14 protein-coding genes are annotated in these 16,508 nt (G+C 58.6%); 1 reads left to right on the top strand and 13 read right to left on the bottom strand.

Annotated features, from left to right (window positions below; translation table 11 throughout):
- Positions 1 to 2: 2 nt before the first annotated feature.
- The gene (locus BLV41_RS00880; protein WP_074709697.1) at positions 3 to 362 is read left to right on the top strand and encodes a DUF2304 domain-containing protein; all 360 of its coding nucleotides are present in this window, start codon (positions 3 to 5) and stop codon (positions 360 to 362) included.
- Positions 363 to 390: 28 nt separating this feature from the next.
- Here BLV41_RS00880 and BLV41_RS00875 read toward each other — a convergent pair whose 3' ends face one another.
- The 13 genes from BLV41_RS00875 to BLV41_RS00815 form a co-directional block, all read right to left on the bottom strand.
- Positions 391 to 1,941 carry a hypothetical protein gene (locus tag BLV41_RS00875; protein WP_074709695.1) on the bottom strand — a complete coding sequence of 517 codons (1,551 nt, stop codon included), beginning with the start codon at positions 1,939 to 1,941 and terminating at the stop codon, positions 391 to 393.
- Between the two features lie 36 nt (positions 1,942 to 1,977).
- The gene (locus BLV41_RS00870; RefSeq protein WP_074709692.1) at positions 1,978 to 3,075 is read right to left on the bottom strand and encodes a glycosyltransferase; all 1,098 of its coding nucleotides are present in this window, start codon (positions 3,073 to 3,075) and stop codon (positions 1,978 to 1,980) included.
- A gap of 63 nt (positions 3,076 to 3,138) precedes the next feature.
- Positions 3,139 to 4,443: a lipopolysaccharide biosynthesis protein gene (locus BLV41_RS00865; RefSeq protein WP_170835396.1), complete on the bottom strand. Its 1,305-nt coding sequence runs from the start codon at positions 4,441 to 4,443 to the stop codon at positions 3,139 to 3,141.
- Positions 4,440 to 5,609, bottom strand: a complete 1,170-nt coding sequence (locus BLV41_RS00860; RefSeq protein ID WP_074709689.1) for a glycosyltransferase family 4 protein — start codon at positions 5,607 to 5,609, stop codon at positions 4,440 to 4,442. The genes BLV41_RS00865 and BLV41_RS00860 overlap by 4 nt, the downstream gene beginning before the upstream one ends.
- On the bottom strand, positions 5,606 to 6,601 hold the full coding sequence (locus tag BLV41_RS00855; protein ID WP_074709687.1) for a Gfo/Idh/MocA family protein: 996 nt from the start codon (positions 6,599 to 6,601) through the stop codon (positions 5,606 to 5,608). Before BLV41_RS00855 ends, BLV41_RS00860 begins: the two co-directional genes overlap by 4 nt.
- Positions 6,602 to 6,603: 2 nt before the next feature.
- On the bottom strand, positions 6,604 to 7,695 hold the full coding sequence (locus tag BLV41_RS00850) for a DegT/DnrJ/EryC1/StrS family aminotransferase (RefSeq protein WP_074709684.1): 1,092 nt from the start codon (positions 7,693 to 7,695) through the stop codon (positions 6,604 to 6,606).
- Positions 7,692 to 8,288: an acyltransferase gene (locus tag BLV41_RS00845; protein ID WP_074709681.1), complete on the bottom strand. Its 597-nt coding sequence runs from the start codon at positions 8,286 to 8,288 to the stop codon at positions 7,692 to 7,694. Before BLV41_RS00845 ends, BLV41_RS00850 begins: the two co-directional genes overlap by 4 nt.
- A 64-nt stretch (positions 8,289 to 8,352) precedes the next feature.
- Complete coding sequence (locus BLV41_RS00840; protein ID WP_083360523.1) at positions 8,353 to 9,456, bottom strand: glycosyltransferase; 1,104 nt, start codon at positions 9,454 to 9,456, stop codon at positions 8,353 to 8,355.
- 7 nt (positions 9,457 to 9,463) lie between these two features.
- On the bottom strand, positions 9,464 to 10,753 hold the full coding sequence (locus BLV41_RS00835) for a nucleotide sugar dehydrogenase (RefSeq protein ID WP_044572666.1): 1,290 nt from the start codon (positions 10,751 to 10,753) through the stop codon (positions 9,464 to 9,466).
- A gap of 88 nt (positions 10,754 to 10,841) precedes the next feature.
- Positions 10,842 to 12,920, bottom strand: a complete 2,079-nt coding sequence (locus tag BLV41_RS00830; protein WP_074709679.1) for an acyltransferase family protein — start codon at positions 12,918 to 12,920, stop codon at positions 10,842 to 10,844.
- On the bottom strand, positions 12,917 to 13,645 hold the full coding sequence (locus tag BLV41_RS00825) for an ABC transporter ATP-binding protein (RefSeq protein WP_044572671.1): 729 nt from the start codon (positions 13,643 to 13,645) through the stop codon (positions 12,917 to 12,919). Before BLV41_RS00825 ends, BLV41_RS00830 begins: the two co-directional genes overlap by 4 nt.
- Position 13,646: 1 nt before the next feature.
- Entirely contained in the window at positions 13,647 to 14,525 is an 879-nt protein-coding gene (locus BLV41_RS00820) for an ABC transporter permease (RefSeq protein ID WP_074709677.1), read from the bottom strand.
- Positions 14,526 to 14,531: 6 nt separating this feature from the next.
- Complete coding sequence (locus BLV41_RS00815) at positions 14,532 to 16,442, bottom strand: glycosyltransferase (protein ID WP_083360887.1); 1,911 nt, start codon at positions 16,440 to 16,442, stop codon at positions 14,532 to 14,534.
- Positions 16,443 to 16,508 lie beyond the last annotated feature (66 nt).

Raw genomic sequence — 16,508 nt, 5'->3', positions numbered from 1 at the left:
CCATGCAGATCATCGTTCAGATAGCCCTTGTCCTTGCTGTCATCACAGTTTCTGTGGCGCTGATGCGCGGCGGTTCCAACGCACGCAATCTGGCCATCCGGCGGATGATGTTGGTTCTCTTCGCCTGTGTGGCGGCGTTTTCGGTCTTCTTTCCCGTAGCCCTCACCAGACTCGCCCAACTATTGGGCATCGGGCGTGGAACAGATTTGGTCCTCTATGCCCTGATTGTGAGTTTTCTGATTTTCGTGGCCACCAATAACCACCGATTCAGGCAACTGGAAAAATCAATCACCCAACTCTCCCGGCATGCAGCCCTTGAAGAGGCCGAGAAGCCGTGGCTGGGCAAGCGGAACGAATCATAGCTGCGGTCCCTTGGCGACGGTGTAGCATTTACCGTCTGACCCACACCTGAAAATTGCCTGAGCTGGCTGACAAGACAAACTGAGTTAGCAATGTGTCAATGGCCCCGGTAGTAAGCCCATAGTAGGCATGGGGTGCGCCAACCACTGCCGCCTTGGCGTTGTTCAGCTGATCCACCTGCATCTCCTGCACGGTCCCGCCCGCGGGCAGGGAACGTCCTGCCCCGTTCGACGGCAGATCCTGGACCATTTTGGCACCGAAAACATCGACGATGGAACCACAACCATGCTCCATGGAACGGGACAACGAATCACTCATGATTCCCATGTACGCATAGCTGAAAAACACACAGTCATGCGGCGCCGCGGCAGCTGCCAAATTGGCCCCACCCACCTCCGGTAAGGGTTTCGGCTCCAAAACCAGGCCCCGCGCCCCGACCGGGAACAACAGCACCACACTGAGCACCGTTGCCACCATTTCCGGAACCGAGAATTTCCGCCTGGGATGACCCGCATTTGATGTTTGGCGGCGAGAAATGACGGCGGCTCCGGCGCCCCCTGACACTCCGAGGCACAGGGCCAAGTACGGTGCAGCAAAATTTGGGTAGTGGTCAAAGAAGCTGGCTGAGGCCAGCAGCGCACAGACAATCACTGTGGCAAGCACCGCCCACCAGAACTCCTCTCCCCATTCTTGAGGTTTCCGGCGTCGTCCGGATAGCCCTGCAACAGCTGTGGCAGCTATGCACAGAACACCGAAGCCGGCGATCAGGAACACTGTACCTGGAGCAGCGTCCAAGCCAACCAAGTCGCTCAGCCGGTGCGCCAGGCCCTTGGCGGCCCCATCCGTGCGTGCGACCTGTACCAGGACCACATCGGTGAACATTGCCCTGGGGGCAAGCATGAAAAACGGTCCCATGACGAGGGCGCACGCCGCCGCGCCCACCGCAATGAAGCGGAGCAGCAACCTAGGCCCAAAACGCACAGACACCGTGACGCCTATGACCAGGATCGGCAGGACGGCCCACAACTTGAAACACAAGGCCAAGCCCAGAAAAACGGCCGCAACCGTCACGGCCCGGCGAGGTTCGCGGCCGCATCCTCTCAACGCCACCAAGGCAGCCAAGACACACGCACCCAGGACCGGCGAAAGCATGATGGAGCGTTCGGCAATGGTGGCAATCGACCCCACCGCATACAGGCCAGCCCCGGCAATGATTGCCTGATACCCCCATCGCTTCAGGAGGATGCCGATCAGCACGGTGTTCAAGGTTCCGATCAGGACAAAGAACACTCTGGCCGCGGAAACACCCGCAGAATCACCGGCAAACTGGCCAACCAGCGCAAACGGCAGCATTAGCAAGGCGATGCCCGGCGGGTGCACCAAAACATAGTCCCGGTATGGCAATGACCCCGCCAGGAGGTGTACACCAGCTGCATAGTGGACGCCGTCGTCGTACCCCCTGAACCCGCCAAGGGTGGCCGATTCAAGCAACGGGAGCAACCGGGTCAGGAACGCCACGACGCCCAAGGCGCCAATGAGGAGCGCCGGCAAGGACCGGACACCGAAATGGTGGATGGGCACTTTACTCCCTGCGTTTCAAGGTGGAAGGAGCCACAGCTACCGTTGGGCGGCGGCGGTGAGCTCTGCGGCCACTTGGCTGGCGCGGGCCAGCCACGTATTGTCCTTGCGCAGGCCAAGTGCTGTCTCTGTCACCTGGGCAATCTTCTCCGGGTGCTCGGAAAGCTCATCCAACAGCTGTGTCAGCGAAGAAGAATCGAACGGGACGGCCCAACCGTTGCCTTTGCTGGCCACAAACTGTGCAACATTGGTTCCGTTGTTGACTATGACAGGCTTGCCAAATCCAATGTACTCGGCAAACTTGATCGGCGCGGCAAAGGAACGGTAGATGCTCGGTTCAATGAAGAGCATGCAGATATTCGCCTGCTCGTAGTACGGTATGAGATCTGCGCCGTTCTTGTGGACAACCTGGATGCGATCATTGAGCAGTTCCCGATAGCTGTCCAGGTTCTGCTCCCATTCCTCTTCCCTGGTGCAAATGGTCAGGTAGGAATTCTTGGACGCAGCGACGGCGCGGACACAGTCTTGCATGTTGTAGTAGCCACCAACCCCTCCGACGTAAAACAGGTGAATGCCGTGCTTGGGCGTCGCAGGCACGTCGACAATCTCCCCGCCCGGAGGCAGTGCGGCGTGCCGCTGGGCGGGGACGTGCGGAACAAATTTGCCCATGCCCAGCGACGGCAGATATAGCTTGTCCACGGCGAATTTGTAAGCCAGGAGGTCCAAGTTGTAGAGAGCCCGGGTGGCGGTGTGGACCAGTGGGTTCAGCCGTTCCTTGTACTCGGGAAAGCGCCAATACACATCCCGGTAAAACAAACCAACCCTGATGCCGTTCTTGCGGGCGAACCGCAGGAACGCAACATCCATGAATGGGTGCCGCGGCAGATGGTCGACATCCGTCAGTGCTGTGGGCATGGTGTGGCTCTCCGAATACAGGAAATCAAAACGATCCCCTGCCACGATGCGCCGCTTCAGGGCTTTGATCAGGGCACGTCGCTCTCCAGATTCACCGGAGACGAGTTCAACATCGTAGCCGAGTGCTCTGAATGCCTCCAGCATGCGTATAGGGCGCAGCCCGCTTCCCGTCTTGGCGTTGGGATTCAACGGATACGGTACGTGATAAATCATGCTGGCCATGGAATGAACTTTCTGAAAATAGTGGCAGTGCTTCACAACAGCCTGAGGGCGGCACCTGGATTGTTAGACACCTGGGGCGGCAGGTTTCGAACCGACGCCACGGTCAAAACGGTGGCCTACCCAAAGGGCCATGACCGTGAATGCCACGAGAATGGCAGCCATGGCCAGTGAAACAATTGAAAGATTCGCCACGATGTCTCCTTCGAGAAAGTACAGCAGCGATAGGGGCACGGCTGTGTACACCAAGGCATGGATAAGCATGAGGTGCTGCGTCTCCGTGACAACAAATATGGTGGAGATCGGAGACGTTATCAGACTCATGAAGAGCCACGGCACAAGCGCCCTGGCGATGTGTCCAGCATCGGCCCACTCTGCTCCGAGGAACACTGGGAAGGCCCAGGGCGACAAGCAAAAAATCAGCGCAAACGGGACCACTCCCAGCAACGCCGATCGAAACACTGAGGACTTGGCGAATGCAAACATTGATCCGCGTTCCATGACCGCAAGCCGTTGGAAGAAGACCTGAGAAATTGCTCCATTGATCAGGCCCAGGGGTACTTCCAAGAGTTTCCACGCCATGTAAAACTGACCCAACGTGGAGCCCGAATACGCAATGCCGATCATCAAGTTGATGCCGTTGGTTCGGATGGCGTCCACAAGTGCATTCGGACCGTTAAGCAACGGCATCTTCCGATAGCGGCTGAACAGTGAGGTGATGCTCTCGTTGGACTCCTCAAGACCTTGGGTCACATCACGGCCCTTGTGGCGCAGCGTCAAAAGCGCAGCGCCTTGACCAACCAGGGTGCCGCCGATGAGGCCGCCAACTCCCCCGAACTTCCCCAGCGCGAGTGCCAGCTGGGCTAGGGCTGTTCCGCCGCTTTGAAGGACCCTGTTGATGCCGATGGCCTTGTAGTCGCTACGCCGATTCAACCAGTAAGTCAGGGCTGAAATCTCGGCAAGTGTGAATATGCTCAGTCCCACAAGCCACAGCCATGGAGCCAGCGCAGGCTTACCCATCGCGTCGGCAATCAGCGGGGAGGCGATCCCGCACACGAGGGTTGCCGCAATACTGATGGCAACGATCAGGCGGGTCACTCCCCGCTTGAGGACCTTTGCATCTGCATCGTGCTTGGGCAGCATGATGGCCATGTCGTAGCGCAGGGCTGCCACCACGGTGACGGTGGCCACCAGTGATGAATACAACGAGAACAGTCCGTAGGCCTCCGGCGAGTAGAGCCTCGACAGTACCGGCGTCAGTGCCAGCATTAATAGCTGTGCCGCAGCCGTGCCACTCAGGAGCGTGAGTATGTGGCGCAGGAACTCGCTTCTGCGCCACCGAGCAACCCGCCCACCATCGATTCCGCTCACGAGTTCGTGGACACCCGAGCCGTTCGCAGGACTTCGGCGGCCGCCAATCGTCCGGAGGCTTGCAACGAGGCGTGTTTAATGACCCAGTTGCTCCTACGTTCACCGTCACTGTCCGGTGCCGCCAGGAGCGCGCCCATAGCCTTCGCAACTTCTGTCACCGAGTAAGCTGCAGCAATGCCAAGCGCGTTCTCTGTCACAAGTGCTGCTCCGTCCCCTTGTCCGGCAAAGATGACCGGGGTGCCACAGCCGGCAGCTGCGTAGATCTTCGTGGGCTTGGCAAAGTCATAGCCCTGGCCCGGCTTGATACTGACCAAGGCTCCGGCAGCACCACGGATCCAGGCGGCAGCCTCCGCTGGCGGCACGACCCCACCAAAATGGACAGCCCCCGGCGCCAGCCGCTCGGCCAAGGTCTTGAGCTGGTCTTCGTCGGTACCCTGCCCAAAGAATCGGATCTGCGCATCCGGGAATTTGCTGCGAACCTCACGAAGGGCTTCTATGAAAATGCCGGCCCCCTGCCACTCGCTCATGGTACCGGTGTAGACAAAGTAAGGATTTGCAGCGGCAGCGCAGTCACCTTTTGGACCAAAGACAGCCGTGTCCACACCATTGCCCACAACGCGGATTCGCTTTGCGGGCACCTTGAATTTGGCCACTTGCACAGCCACCGGGTCCGAGACGGCTAGGACATTGGTCGCCCGTCGGAGCACAGCTCCTTCCACGGTGCCCATGACCTTTTTAACGACGGCTGGCACCTCCATGGCAGACATTGCCTCGCTCCAGACATCTGCTGCGTAGTAAACAAAAGGCCGGCGACGCAACGCTGAGGACAACGCTACGGCCACCCCAGTGGTGGGCGGCGGCTCCGAGACAACAACGTCGGCGCGGGTCAGCAGCAAACGGAAAAATACTGGCACGTCAAAGCTCAGATACTGGACATACCCCCGGACATACCCGCCGGGATCGCGAAGAACGGGCCATCGGCTGAGTCTGTATGACGGCTTGAAAACAGGGCCTCCTGCAGGAAGCTTGGTTGTCAAGACCTTGACCTCGGCACCTTGCTCAACAAGGCCGTCGACGAGGGCTTTTAGACGAAAGGCCGCCGCCCCGACTTCGGGCGCAAAAAGCCTTGTGGCCACAACAACTCGAAGCGGTTTTTGTTGTCTCACCAGTCCAGGATCCTTTCGACCTGCGATGTGCGGGCAGATTTCAGCACTGCCTCCGCCACCATCAAGGTGTCTTGCCCCTGGGCCATTGTCACGACGTCTTGGCGCAGCCCGAGGACTGCATCGCGGAAAGCTTCAAGTTCCGTGCGCAACGGTTCGGGCTTGGCGATTGCCAACCTGGTGACATTGCCTTCTGAAACCCCTCGGAATGCTCCAATGGAGTCCCATTCCGTCGCGACAGTGCCGTTCTCATAGAATGTGAGGTCTGCCGTGACCGTGTTGGCCACGAAAGCACCTTTTTCGCCAATGACAATTGTCAGGCGTTCCTTCATGGGAGACAACCAGTTGACCAGGTGGTTGGTGATGACGCCGTTGGCCAACTTTCCGGTGACGGACACCATGTCCTCGTCCGGCCGTCCGCTACGCGCCGAGGTCTGGGCAAACACGGATTCGTAGCGACTCTGCGCCAACCATGCCGTCAGGTCGATGTCGTGCGTACCCAGATCCTTGACCACACCGACGTCGGCAATTCGTGAGGGGAAGGGACCCTGCCTGCGAGTTGCGATCTGGTAGACCTCACCAAGATCGCCGTCGGCAATACGCTGGCGCAGCGACTGCAATGCGGGGTTGAAACGCTCAATATGACCTACCGCGCCTATGAGCCCCTTTGCGGCAAAGGCTTCCACGAGTCGGCGGCCAGCCGCTGCGTTGGCAGCGATCGGCTTCTCGACCAGCGTATGGATTCCAGCCTCGGCCAGCGCCAAGCCAACTTCCTCATGCATGCCTGTGGGAACAGCGGCAACAGCCATGTCTATGCCGGCTGCGATGAGCTCCTGGACGCTGCCAAGGACGGGCAGGTCTCTTGCCACACTGTGGGGATCGCCGTGGGCATCAGCGACGGCGACCAAGTCCAAGCCTTCCACTTCACGAATGACGCGTGCATGGTGGCGGCCCATCATACCCAGCCCGATGAGTCCTACACGGAGATTGGCCATGATCAGGCACCCGCCTTCACAATAGTGTTCACGGCCGTGACTATGCGTTCAAGGTCGTCCTGGGTCAATGAAGGATGAACAGGCAGGGATAGGACTTCCTTGGCCGCGATCTCCGTGTTGGGCAGGTCTTCCGTGCGGTTGAAGGAAGGCAGCCGGTGGTTGGGTACCGGGTAGTACACGCCGGAACCAATATTGAATTCAGACCGAAGACGCGCGTGCATCTCGTCGCGGCCTTGCGGGACACGAATGGTGTATTGGTGGTAGACGTGCTCGGCTCCCTGGGCAACCCTGGGCGTTCCCACACCCTCAAGGTTTGCGCTCAGGAACGCAGCATTGTCTTGGCGTTGCCTGGTCCAGCCCATCACCTTGGTCAGCTGGACCCTGCCGATGGTGGCATGCAGGTCAGTCATGCGGTTGTTGAAACCCACAAGCTCGTTTTGGTACTGGGTTTCCATGCCTTGGTTGCGCAGCAAGCGCAGGTTTCGCTCAACAGCGGCGTCCGACGTCGAAACCATGCCACCCTCTCCAGAGGTCATGTTCTTCGTGGGGTACAGGCTGAACATGCCGAACTTGCCGAAGGTGCCCACTTTTTTGCCGTTTAAGGCAGCACCGTGGGCTTGGGCGGCGTCCTCATACAGGTCAATGCCGTGTTTGTTGGCCAAGGCGGCGAATGCCTCGGCAGCGAAAGGGTGGCCGTACAGGTGCACGGGCATGATGCCCTTGGTCTTGTCCGTTATCAGGGACTCAACATGGGCCACGTCCAGGGCATAATAGTCCAGTTCGATGTCTGCAAACACCGGGGTGGCCCCAGTGAGTGCAACCGCGTTGCCTGTTGCGGCAAAGGTGAATGACGGAACAATGACTTCATCCCCGACACCAATGCCACAGGCCAGCAGCCCAAGGTGCAAGCCTGAAGTGCCCGAGTTGACGGCAACGCTTGCACGCCCGTCGAGGAGGACATCTGAGAACTCACTTTCAAAGCTGGCGACCTGCTGGCCCTGTGCCAACATGCCTGAGGCCATAACAGCATCAACGGCTGCACGCTCTTGGTCACCAATGATGGGTTTTGCTGCCGGAATAAAGTCCTGGCTCATGCGCTGTCCTCAGCCTCTTTCAGGGAGTTTAGATCTTCAACATACTTGGCACCGGTTTCCGGGCACACCCAGAAACAGCCTTCGGCTTTCAGGGGGAAGCCGGCCTTGCCCACCCAGCCCAGCCTCCGCGCCGGAACGCCTGCCATCAAGGCGAAGGCGGGGACGTCGCGGGTTACTACGGAACCGGCAGCGATGGTTGCCCACCGGCCAATGGTCAGTGGGGCTACACAGACTGCGCGGGCACCGATGGATGCTCCGTCCTCAATCGTGACGCCAACCGGAGTCCAGTCGTGAGCGCTTTTCAACGTTCCGTCAGGACTCACGGAACGGGGATAGGTGTCATTGGTGAGGACCACCGCGGGTCCGATGAACACGCCCTTGCCCAACACTGCAGGTTCATAGACCAGGGCGTAGTTTTGGATCTTGGTGTTTTTACCTATGTTCACGCCCGGACCCACATACGCTCCCCTGCCTACAATGCAGTTCTCGCCAAGCACGGCGTCCTCACGGACCTGGGCGAGATGCCACACCTTTGTGCCCTCGCCGAGACTGGCCTGCTCGGCTACATCCGCGTTGGGTGCTACATAAATCATGCGGTGCTTTCCTCTCGCTGCGCACTGGATCCATCTTTTACGGGCTGGTTTTCCACTATTCCGGTCACGGTGAAGACGCCCCCGCGCGGGCATAGGCTCTAGTGAATTCTTCCATAACCAGAAGTGGCGTGAACGCAGGCGGGATGGTGCCGGCGATGGTGTCCCCAGACACATCAACAAACCTCCGCAGCGCCAGTTCGACGCCGGAGGCAAAGTCCTGTGCACCGTCACCGGCGACCAGAACACTGTTCTCCTCAGTCAGAAAATCCCTGACAGCCGACAGGTCGGTAACGACTGCGGGCAGACCTGCCGCAACAGCCTCGGCGGCGGCGACACAAAACGTTTCATGTCTCGTGGGCAAAAAAAAGACGTCTGCCTTGCGGAGTTCCTGCTGCACCCGCTGAGGCTCTACCAGCCCTGTCACAGATAAATGGTCAGCAACACCGGCCGCAGCCGCAGCCGCCATCATGTTTGCCCGGAGCGGTCCGTCGCCCACCCAGGTCAACGAAGCGTCAATTCCGTCCTTGCGAAGAAGCGCCAGTGTCTGGACAGCCAGTATCGGTCGTTTGCCGGCAACGAGCCCGCCCACACTTATCAATCGCGTGGCACCTTCTGCCGGCCCCGTCCGGCCGGCGGTTTCCTTGCTCACTGCAACCACATTGGGAATCACGTCCACCCGCCCACCTCGCGCAAACCGGCCAAGTTGCCGGGCTTGGGCGGTACTCACGGCAGTAACCGCATTGGGCAGTTTCAGGACATATCTCAGCCAGGAAAACGCTACCCACACCTTGGAGACGCTGGCGGGATTGGCCATTCCGCTCCAGTGTTCCGTGTGCACCCAGGGTGTCCGCCTGAATGCGTGGAGAGGGGCTGCAATGACGGCAGAAGTGAAAGCCATGGTGTGCAGCACGTCTGCCTCTTTCAACGCCGCCCATACGTGGCGCGCCAAAGCGGGATACCCCAAGGGCCTGAGGGGGGACAGTGGAATCCGGGTGACGGGGACACCGCCATAGTTCTCTAAAACAACGGCACCTGTGCCACCCAGACGAACGTGAACCACGCGCACATCATGACCACGTGCAATGGCCTGAACATGTTTGAGATTGAAGGGCGCCGTGGCTTGGTTCCCAGTGTCCGGAAACCAGGTGGTGAGGACGAGAACACGCACGTTCTAGTTACGCCCTGCCAATGACACGGTAGGTGACGCCGTCCCACTTCTCGACTGAGCTGACTCGCCGGCCATCGATAAATGCCTTCACGCCGGGCAAATCTGCCGGTGCCAGTTCGCGATATTCGGCATGGTCTGCCTGCACAACGGCCGCGTCAACTTCTTCACCCAAGTGGTAGGGAAGGAAACCGAGCTTGGTTAGCTCAGCATCCGTGTACATGGGGTCATGAACCATCGCAGTCCCGCCGCGACGGTTGATGGACTCCACCGCGTCGAACACGCCGGAGAAGGCTGTCTCCTTCACACCTCCACGGTAGGCCGCGCCAAGGACAACCACGCGTGCCCCAGTCAAATCACCGTAGGCACCCTCCAACAGGCCAATGGTGTAATCGGGCATGTCGGCGTTTGCTGCCCGAGCTGCACGAACCACTGTTGCCTCCGGGTCATTCCAGAGGTACAGGCGAGGGTAGACGGGGATGCAGTGCCCACCAACGGCAATGCCGGGCTGGTGGATGTGGCTGTATGGCTGGGAGTTGGACGCATCGATGACTTGATAAATATCAATGCCTGTCTTGGCTGCGAACCTTGCAAATTGGTTGGCTAGGCCGATGTTGACGTCTCGGTACGTGGTTTCCGCGAGCTTGGCCAGCTCGGACGCCTCGGCTGAGCCAAGGTCCCAAACGCCGTTGCCGCGCAGCAGATCTGGCCGCTCGTCAAAGTCCAGCACAGCCTCGTAGAATTCAACGGCCTTGGCGGCGCCAGCCGCGGAAAGGCCACCCACCAGCTTGGGGTACTTGCGCAAATCTTCAAACACACGACCGGTCAGCACCCGCTCCGGTGAGAAGACCAGATGGAAGTCCTTACCTTCAACCAGCCCGGAGCCTGCTTCCAATGCCGGCTTCCAGCGGGTGCGGGTGGTGCCAACAGGCAAAGTGGTTTCGTAGGCAACGAGTGTGTTGGGGGTCAGGTGGGCGGCGAGTTCGGCAGTTGCCGTGTCCATCCACCCGAAGTCCGGGTTGGCGTCCTTGTCCACGAACAGCGGCACCACCAGGACCACGGCGTCAGCGCCGGGCACAGCGTCGGCGTAGTCCGTCGTCGCACGTAATTTGCCTGCAGGTACCAGTTCGGAGAGCTTTTCCTGCAAATGGGACTCTCCCGGGAACGGCTCCGTTCCCGCATTCACCAGGTCCACGACGGCCTTGTTGACGTCGACGCCAACCACTTCGTGGCCCTTTGAAGCAAATTGGACAGCCAGTGGCAGGCCGATCTTGCCGAGTGCAATAACTGCGATCTTCACGTGTTTAGCCTAATCTCTTTATGTTGCTGATCCGCTGGCAACAGCGTCCAAGGCGGATTCACAAGTCCATTCGCTGTTCCGGCGACTGCTAATCCAGGTGCAGTGCGGCCTGTAACGGCGTCTCAAGGGTCTTTGCAAATGTTGTGGTCAAGTGGTTGTCCCTGAAAACCAGGACGTTTCCGATCACCGGTGGACAGGCGTCGTTCCTGCAGAGGTACCCGTTGAAATCGATCACTTGAACTGATCCAACTTTTTCGGCCGCAGCCCGCAGCGGGTCAACGGTGGGATTTCTTCGTGTCTGGCAGTCATCCGAGGAGGGCCCCTTTTTCGCCACACAGTCAGGCACAGACACTGCCGGGTACGGCGTGTCTGCCACGACGCTCACCTGGATGCCTGCGTCCATCATGGGCCTGAGCATCTCGACGTAACCGTCAACCAACGCAGAATCGCTGGGCCATCCCCATTCAAGGGCTTTCCGGTAGCCCTCCGGCGCCATTCCCGCGACAACAACCCTTTCAGGCTTCATGGCAAGGATTTTCTTGAGCGTGACCTTGTTTTGGTCTGAACAATTTGTGTAGGTGGTGGTGGCGCTTGCCGGGGGTGCCGCCGAAAATGGGCAGCCATTGCGCACCAGGGCTCGAACCTGCCATCGGTGTTTGTTTGCAATTGAGGCAAGCGGGTCTATGTATTGGCCGGCGTGCGAGTCACCGACAAGGACAATTCTCTTGTCTCCGGCCGGGTTGCCGTACCAACACTGCGCGTCGGTGAACTTGCCTGGGTCGTAGCTGCCGCAGCCGTCCATGAACGTCAGTGGGACGTCCTTGCCGGCCACGGCAGGATCAGGGCTGATGGGAAGCCCATCTGGCACGTGTGCCGGCTGTTCCCGGTCGAAGGCCATGGCGCCCGGGTAGTCTGGTGACCCCTCAGCGGCAGAGGCCTGAAGCGATTTGATTTGAACGACGGCCCAGGGCCCCGCAGCAGCAACACAGCTGACGATGACCAAGCCACTTGCAAGGGCGTATGCCGAGCGATTGCGGGCAGTTGGGCGGGACCAACTCCGTGCTCTCGGGGGCGCTGGCTTGGCAGACCTGAAACGCTGCTCAATCTGGTGGTAGGACAGCGACGCCAACAAAAGACTTAGGGCCAGTATCACAGCGCCGCCGGCAAGGCCCGGTTCATGTCCTTGTATCAAGATGTAGAACACAATGACGGGCCAGTGCCACAGATACAACGAATAGGAGATGTCACCCAAATAGGTGACGGGTCGCAAGCTGAGGCAATGTGACAGCCCCAGACGTCCCGCCGGCCGGCGTGAGCCTGACGGCGAACCGGCAACAATGATCAAGATGGTGCCCACAACCGGCACAAGGGCAATAAAGCCAGGAAAAGCCATTGTGGTCTGAAAAACGATGGCACTCACAAGAATCATGGCCACACCTGACCATCCTGCAACAAAACGGAGGATGGGACTGAGCGTGATCGCGGGCAGCACCAGTGCAAGGATTCCGCCTAGGCCCAGCTCCCACATTCTGGTGGTTGTGGCGAAATAGGCGATGTCATGACTCTGAAGGGAGAAGACCACGGAGTGAATGAGCGACGCGATGGACAGCACAACCAAGAACCAGAGACTCGCCGTCCTAGCCCCCAGCTTTAGCCAACGCCCTCCTGCAACGGCCAGCACCAGCAACAGGGGAATAACCAGATAGAACTGCTCCTCCACCGCCAACGACCAGAAATGCTGGACAGGTGAGACCAGGGCACCTGCAGATTCATAGCTGGCAGATCCGAAGGCCTGATTCCAGTTTTGAATTTGCAGGGCAGAGGCCACCACATCACGGGCAACTTCCTGCCAGCGGCCCTGGGGCAAAACGACGATTGTCGCTGCAACAACGGCAAGCAGTACTACGGTACTTGCCGGCAGCAGGCGGCGGATGCGTCGGGCATAGAAGGAGCCAAGGCCCACCGTTCCGGTTTTCGCCAGTTCACGGACCAGCGATCCCACGATCAGAAAACCGGAGATGACCAGAAAGATGTCAACGCCGACGAATCCGCCTGGCAGCTTCCCGGGGTACAGGTGGTAGGCGATGACCAGTCCGACAGCCAAAGTCCTCAGCCCTTGGATGTCCAGGCGCTGGTTGTGCACTACCGGTGTGGCCTGCTGGCTCACTCGCCGCGCATCTTAGCGACGGCATCATGGATTGGCCCATCAAATCTAACTTCGCCGTGATCCAACAAGACGCCTCGGGCACAAATACGCGAGACCAGGTCCAAGTCGTGACTTACTACTACCAGAGTCTTCCCTTCCGCCGCCAATTCCTGAATTTTTGCGATGCATTTCTTCTGGAACGGTTCATCTCCAACGGCAAGAATCTCGTCAACCAAGAACACTTCGGGATCTGTGTGAACCGCCACTGAAAACGCCAGCCGCAGGTACATTCCCGAGGAATAGAACTTCACCTCGGTATCGATGAACTGGCCAATTTCGGCGAAATCAACAATTGACTGAAAGCGCTCGTTGATCTGGTCCTCGGTCATACCCAAAATGGCACCGTTGAGGTACACATTGTCTCGTCCGGAGAGGTCCTGATGGAAGCCCGCACCAACCTCGATCAAGCCTGCGACACGGCCACGCGTACGCACTGTGCCACTGTCTGGGATCATGACACCGGAGATGTGCTTGAGAAGGGTCGACTTTCCGGAACCATTGAATCCCAGCAGCGCCACGGTCTCGCCTTGTTTCACGTCAAGATCCACCGCTTTGAGCGCATGAAACTTCTCCGACAGATCACCTTTACGGCCCTTGATCAACCAAACAAAGGCTTCCTTGATGGAACGTGAATGGCGCAAGACGAACTGCTTGTTGATACCTTTTACTTCTATTGCCGTAGTCATCTTAAAGCTCCTGCGCGAATCGGCCTTCAAGCCTGCGGAAGGTCAGCTGACCCCACAACAGGATCCCTGCCGAAATAATTAGTGCCACCGGAACCCACAGGGAAAGCAAGTTTGGCGGAATACCGGCACTACCGTCAGTCGTCGGGAGCCAGAAAGCAAAGTGGAAAGTTTCAACAGCAATAGTGATCGGGTTTAGCTGGTAGACGGTAAACCAGGCTTCGCCAAGTTTGTCGTGCACCATTGTCCACGCGTACATGACTGGGGACGCCCACGTTGCGATCATCAAAAGCATGTCGACAAAGTTCTCCGAATCACGGAAATAAACGTTCGCCGCCCCGAACAGCAGCCCCAGACCCGTGGCCAAAAGAGCCACAATGATGAAGCCGGCCACAGCAGCCGCCAACTGAAGAAGTGACGGGTGCCAGCCACTGAACAAACAGGCAGCAAGCAAAATGACTAGTTGCGGGAAGAAATGCACTGCCGAAACCCATACGGATGCGACCGGAAAAAGTTGTCGGGGCAAATAGATCTTCTTAATCAACCCACCATTTCCAACAATCGACCTGGATGCATTTCCCAGGGCCTCGGTGAAAAAGTTGATGAGGACAATGCCGGAAAACAGGTAAATGGCGTAGTTAGGCAGCCCACCCCTGTTCGTCGGGCTTTGTTCCAGACCAAGGAAAACGCCAAGTGCTACGTAGAAAACCACGAACTGAACTCCGGGCTTTACATAGGACCACAACAAGCCCAAAACAGATCCGCGATAACGGACTTTCAGTTCCTTGCGGACCAAAAGCCTTAACAGGAACCGAGCCCGCACCACGTCTGCCAGTCCGCCGCTAACTCCGGGGCGGACCAGCTCACTGTTCGTTTGCGTCATCTGGGGTTATTTCTCGATCTGCTCACTGTGCGCCGCGAAAGTCTTTTCCCAGGCTGCAATGGATGTAATTTCTGTCAGTGCTTTTTTGTATTGGATGCTGAGCTTTTGCCAGTCCTTCAACAGTGCCGCATGGAGCTGGGCGCTTTCGGCCATCATCCTGCGCAGTTGCTTGGGATCCCGCTTGTACCAAGACGCACCGGTACCCTCGGCATTGGAAACCACAGCCGAATCAAACTGTGACATGCGCCACCAGCGGTTGTCCTGGTGTGCAACGTTGGCCTGCGGCCTATCCTTGCTGGAGTCAGCCACCGGCGAGGAAAGCTGGCGGACAACTGTCTTAGCAGCCCAGGGCAGCAACCCAACATAGGACGGCGGGCGGACACCATGGCCATGTTTCGGGGGCTTGTCCATCTTCGGGGCGGGATAGGAATCGGGATCCGAGGAGAACTGCGAGTCTGAGTATTCATTCATCATGGAACGAATCTCAGGTAGTTTGCTCGGCAACAGGCCGTGGAGCTGGTCCGGGCCGGCAAGCAAGTCGCGCAGGGCCATAATGCGGCCTTGTGCCGTGCCGTACTGCATCGACACCAGATGCTTGACGTCGTACGAGTAGGACTGGCGAACGACCTTGCCGCCAAACTCGTAAGGGCTGTGGATCAATGCTGCGATAAAGCGATTCCGTGCATGGAAGTAGGCCTGCCAACCTACGAGGTCATCCTTGTCGATCCAGGAGACGTGCCAAACGGCAGCACCCGGCATGGAAACTGTCGGGTATCCTGCAGCCTTGGCGCGCAAGCCATACTCGGCATCGTCCCACTTGATGAAAACAGGAAGTGACAGGCCGATTTCACGGATGATTTTGGTGGGAATCATGCACATCCACCACCCGTTGTAGTCAACATCGGCGCGGCGGTGCAGCCAACCGGTTTGACGCAGGTTGGAACTGAGGAAATCGTGTCCCAGTGTCATCTCGTCGCTGGGCAGGTCCGGCTGGAACGAGTAAGGGTTCACAATCTCGCCAAAGGTGTGCAGGACCGTGCGGTTGTACAGGTCGAACATGTGCCCACCAACGATTGTTGGCGTCTTGCACAGGTCAGCGAAGGTCAACAAGCGAATGATGCTTTCGGGTTCCACCACCACGTCGTCATCCATCAGGAGTGCGTAGTCGCTGCCGTTTTCCACGGCTTCGTACATTCCGCGGGCAAATCCGCCAGAACCACCAAGGTTGTCTTGGTCAATGATGCGCAGTTTTCCCGCGAGTGCTTTCGCAACTTCATCAAATCCGTCGGCGTCGGCTACCTTCTGGGTTCCCTGATCCACCAAGATTAGTTCTTTGACATGTTCCAACGCCTGAGGGTTCTCGGCGAGCAGGCGCAAGTTATTAATGCAGAAATCTGTCTTGTTCAGCGTGGTGATTTCAAGGGTGATGGCACCGGGCGTCTTGGCTTCGCCTTCAGACTGCCACTCCGCGGACCTCATCACTACCGGTGATGATCCCGCAACAAGATCGAACCAGTACCATCCACCGTCACCAAAGGGCTTCAGCGTCAGGTCAAAGTTACTGACCGCATCGCCATCTACCCGCACCGAATCGACGCGTTGCAAAGCTCCTCGCGCGTTGGACTTGTACACAATGACTGAGCCCGTGCCGGATGTCTCCACTGACAGGCGAACACTGTCAACGGTTGTCCAGCGACGCCAGTAGCTGGCAGGGAACGCATTGAAGTACGTGCCGAATGAGACTCGTTCTCCAGGGCGCACAGCCGTTGAGTAACGAGACAAGAAATCCTCAACGTGGACTTCCTTCGAAGGCCCGCTCAGGCGTTGGGCTGGAGTGTCTGTGCGTCCTCCGCCAATCGTCGGCAGCTGCACACCTGTGGCGCTGCCTGTGTCCATGTACAGCGGAGCCGTGTCCATTTGGCTCTGCTTCGGCAGGATCACTCGTTGGAGGGTTCGCCACTGCAGTGCATCAGGTGCCGCCGT

This window comes from Arthrobacter alpinus (genome assembly GCF_900105965.1).
Lineage (GTDB): Bacteria > Actinomycetota > Actinomycetes > Actinomycetales > Micrococcaceae > Specibacter > Specibacter alpinus.
The sequence above is the reverse complement of the archived record's forward strand: the minus strand, read 5'-3'. Positions and strand labels throughout refer to the sequence as shown.

What these genes read in the sequence shown, in the direction of transcription:
- BLV41_RS00880 (WP_074709697.1), top strand. Translation starts at nt 3, where the DNA reads ATGCAGATCATCGTTCAGATAGCCCTTGTCCTTGCTGTCATCACAGTT.
- BLV41_RS00870 (WP_074709692.1), bottom strand. Translation starts at nt 3,075, where the DNA reads ATGGCCAGCATGATTTATCACGTACCGTATCCGTTGAATCCCAACGCC.
- BLV41_RS00855 (WP_074709687.1), bottom strand. Translation starts at nt 6,601, where the DNA reads ATGGCCAATCTCCGTGTAGGACTCATCGGGCTGGGTATGATGGGCCGC.
- BLV41_RS00850 (WP_074709684.1), bottom strand. Translation starts at nt 7,695, where the DNA reads ATGAGCCAGGACTTTATTCCGGCAGCAAAACCCATCATTGGTGACCAA.
- BLV41_RS00845 (WP_074709681.1), bottom strand. Translation starts at nt 8,288, where the DNA reads ATGATTTATGTAGCACCCAACGCGGATGTAGCCGAGCAGGCCAGTCTC.
- BLV41_RS00825 (WP_044572671.1), bottom strand. Translation starts at nt 13,645, where the DNA reads ATGACTACGGCAATAGAAGTAAAAGGTATCAACAAGCAGTTCGTCTTG.
- BLV41_RS00820 (WP_074709677.1), bottom strand. Translation starts at nt 14,525, where the DNA reads ATGACGCAAACGAACAGTGAGCTGGTCCGCCCCGGAGTTAGCGGCGGA.
- BLV41_RS00815 (WP_083360887.1), bottom strand. Translation starts at nt 16,442, where the DNA reads ATGGACACGGCTCCGCTGTACATGGACACAGGCAGCGCCACAGGTGTG.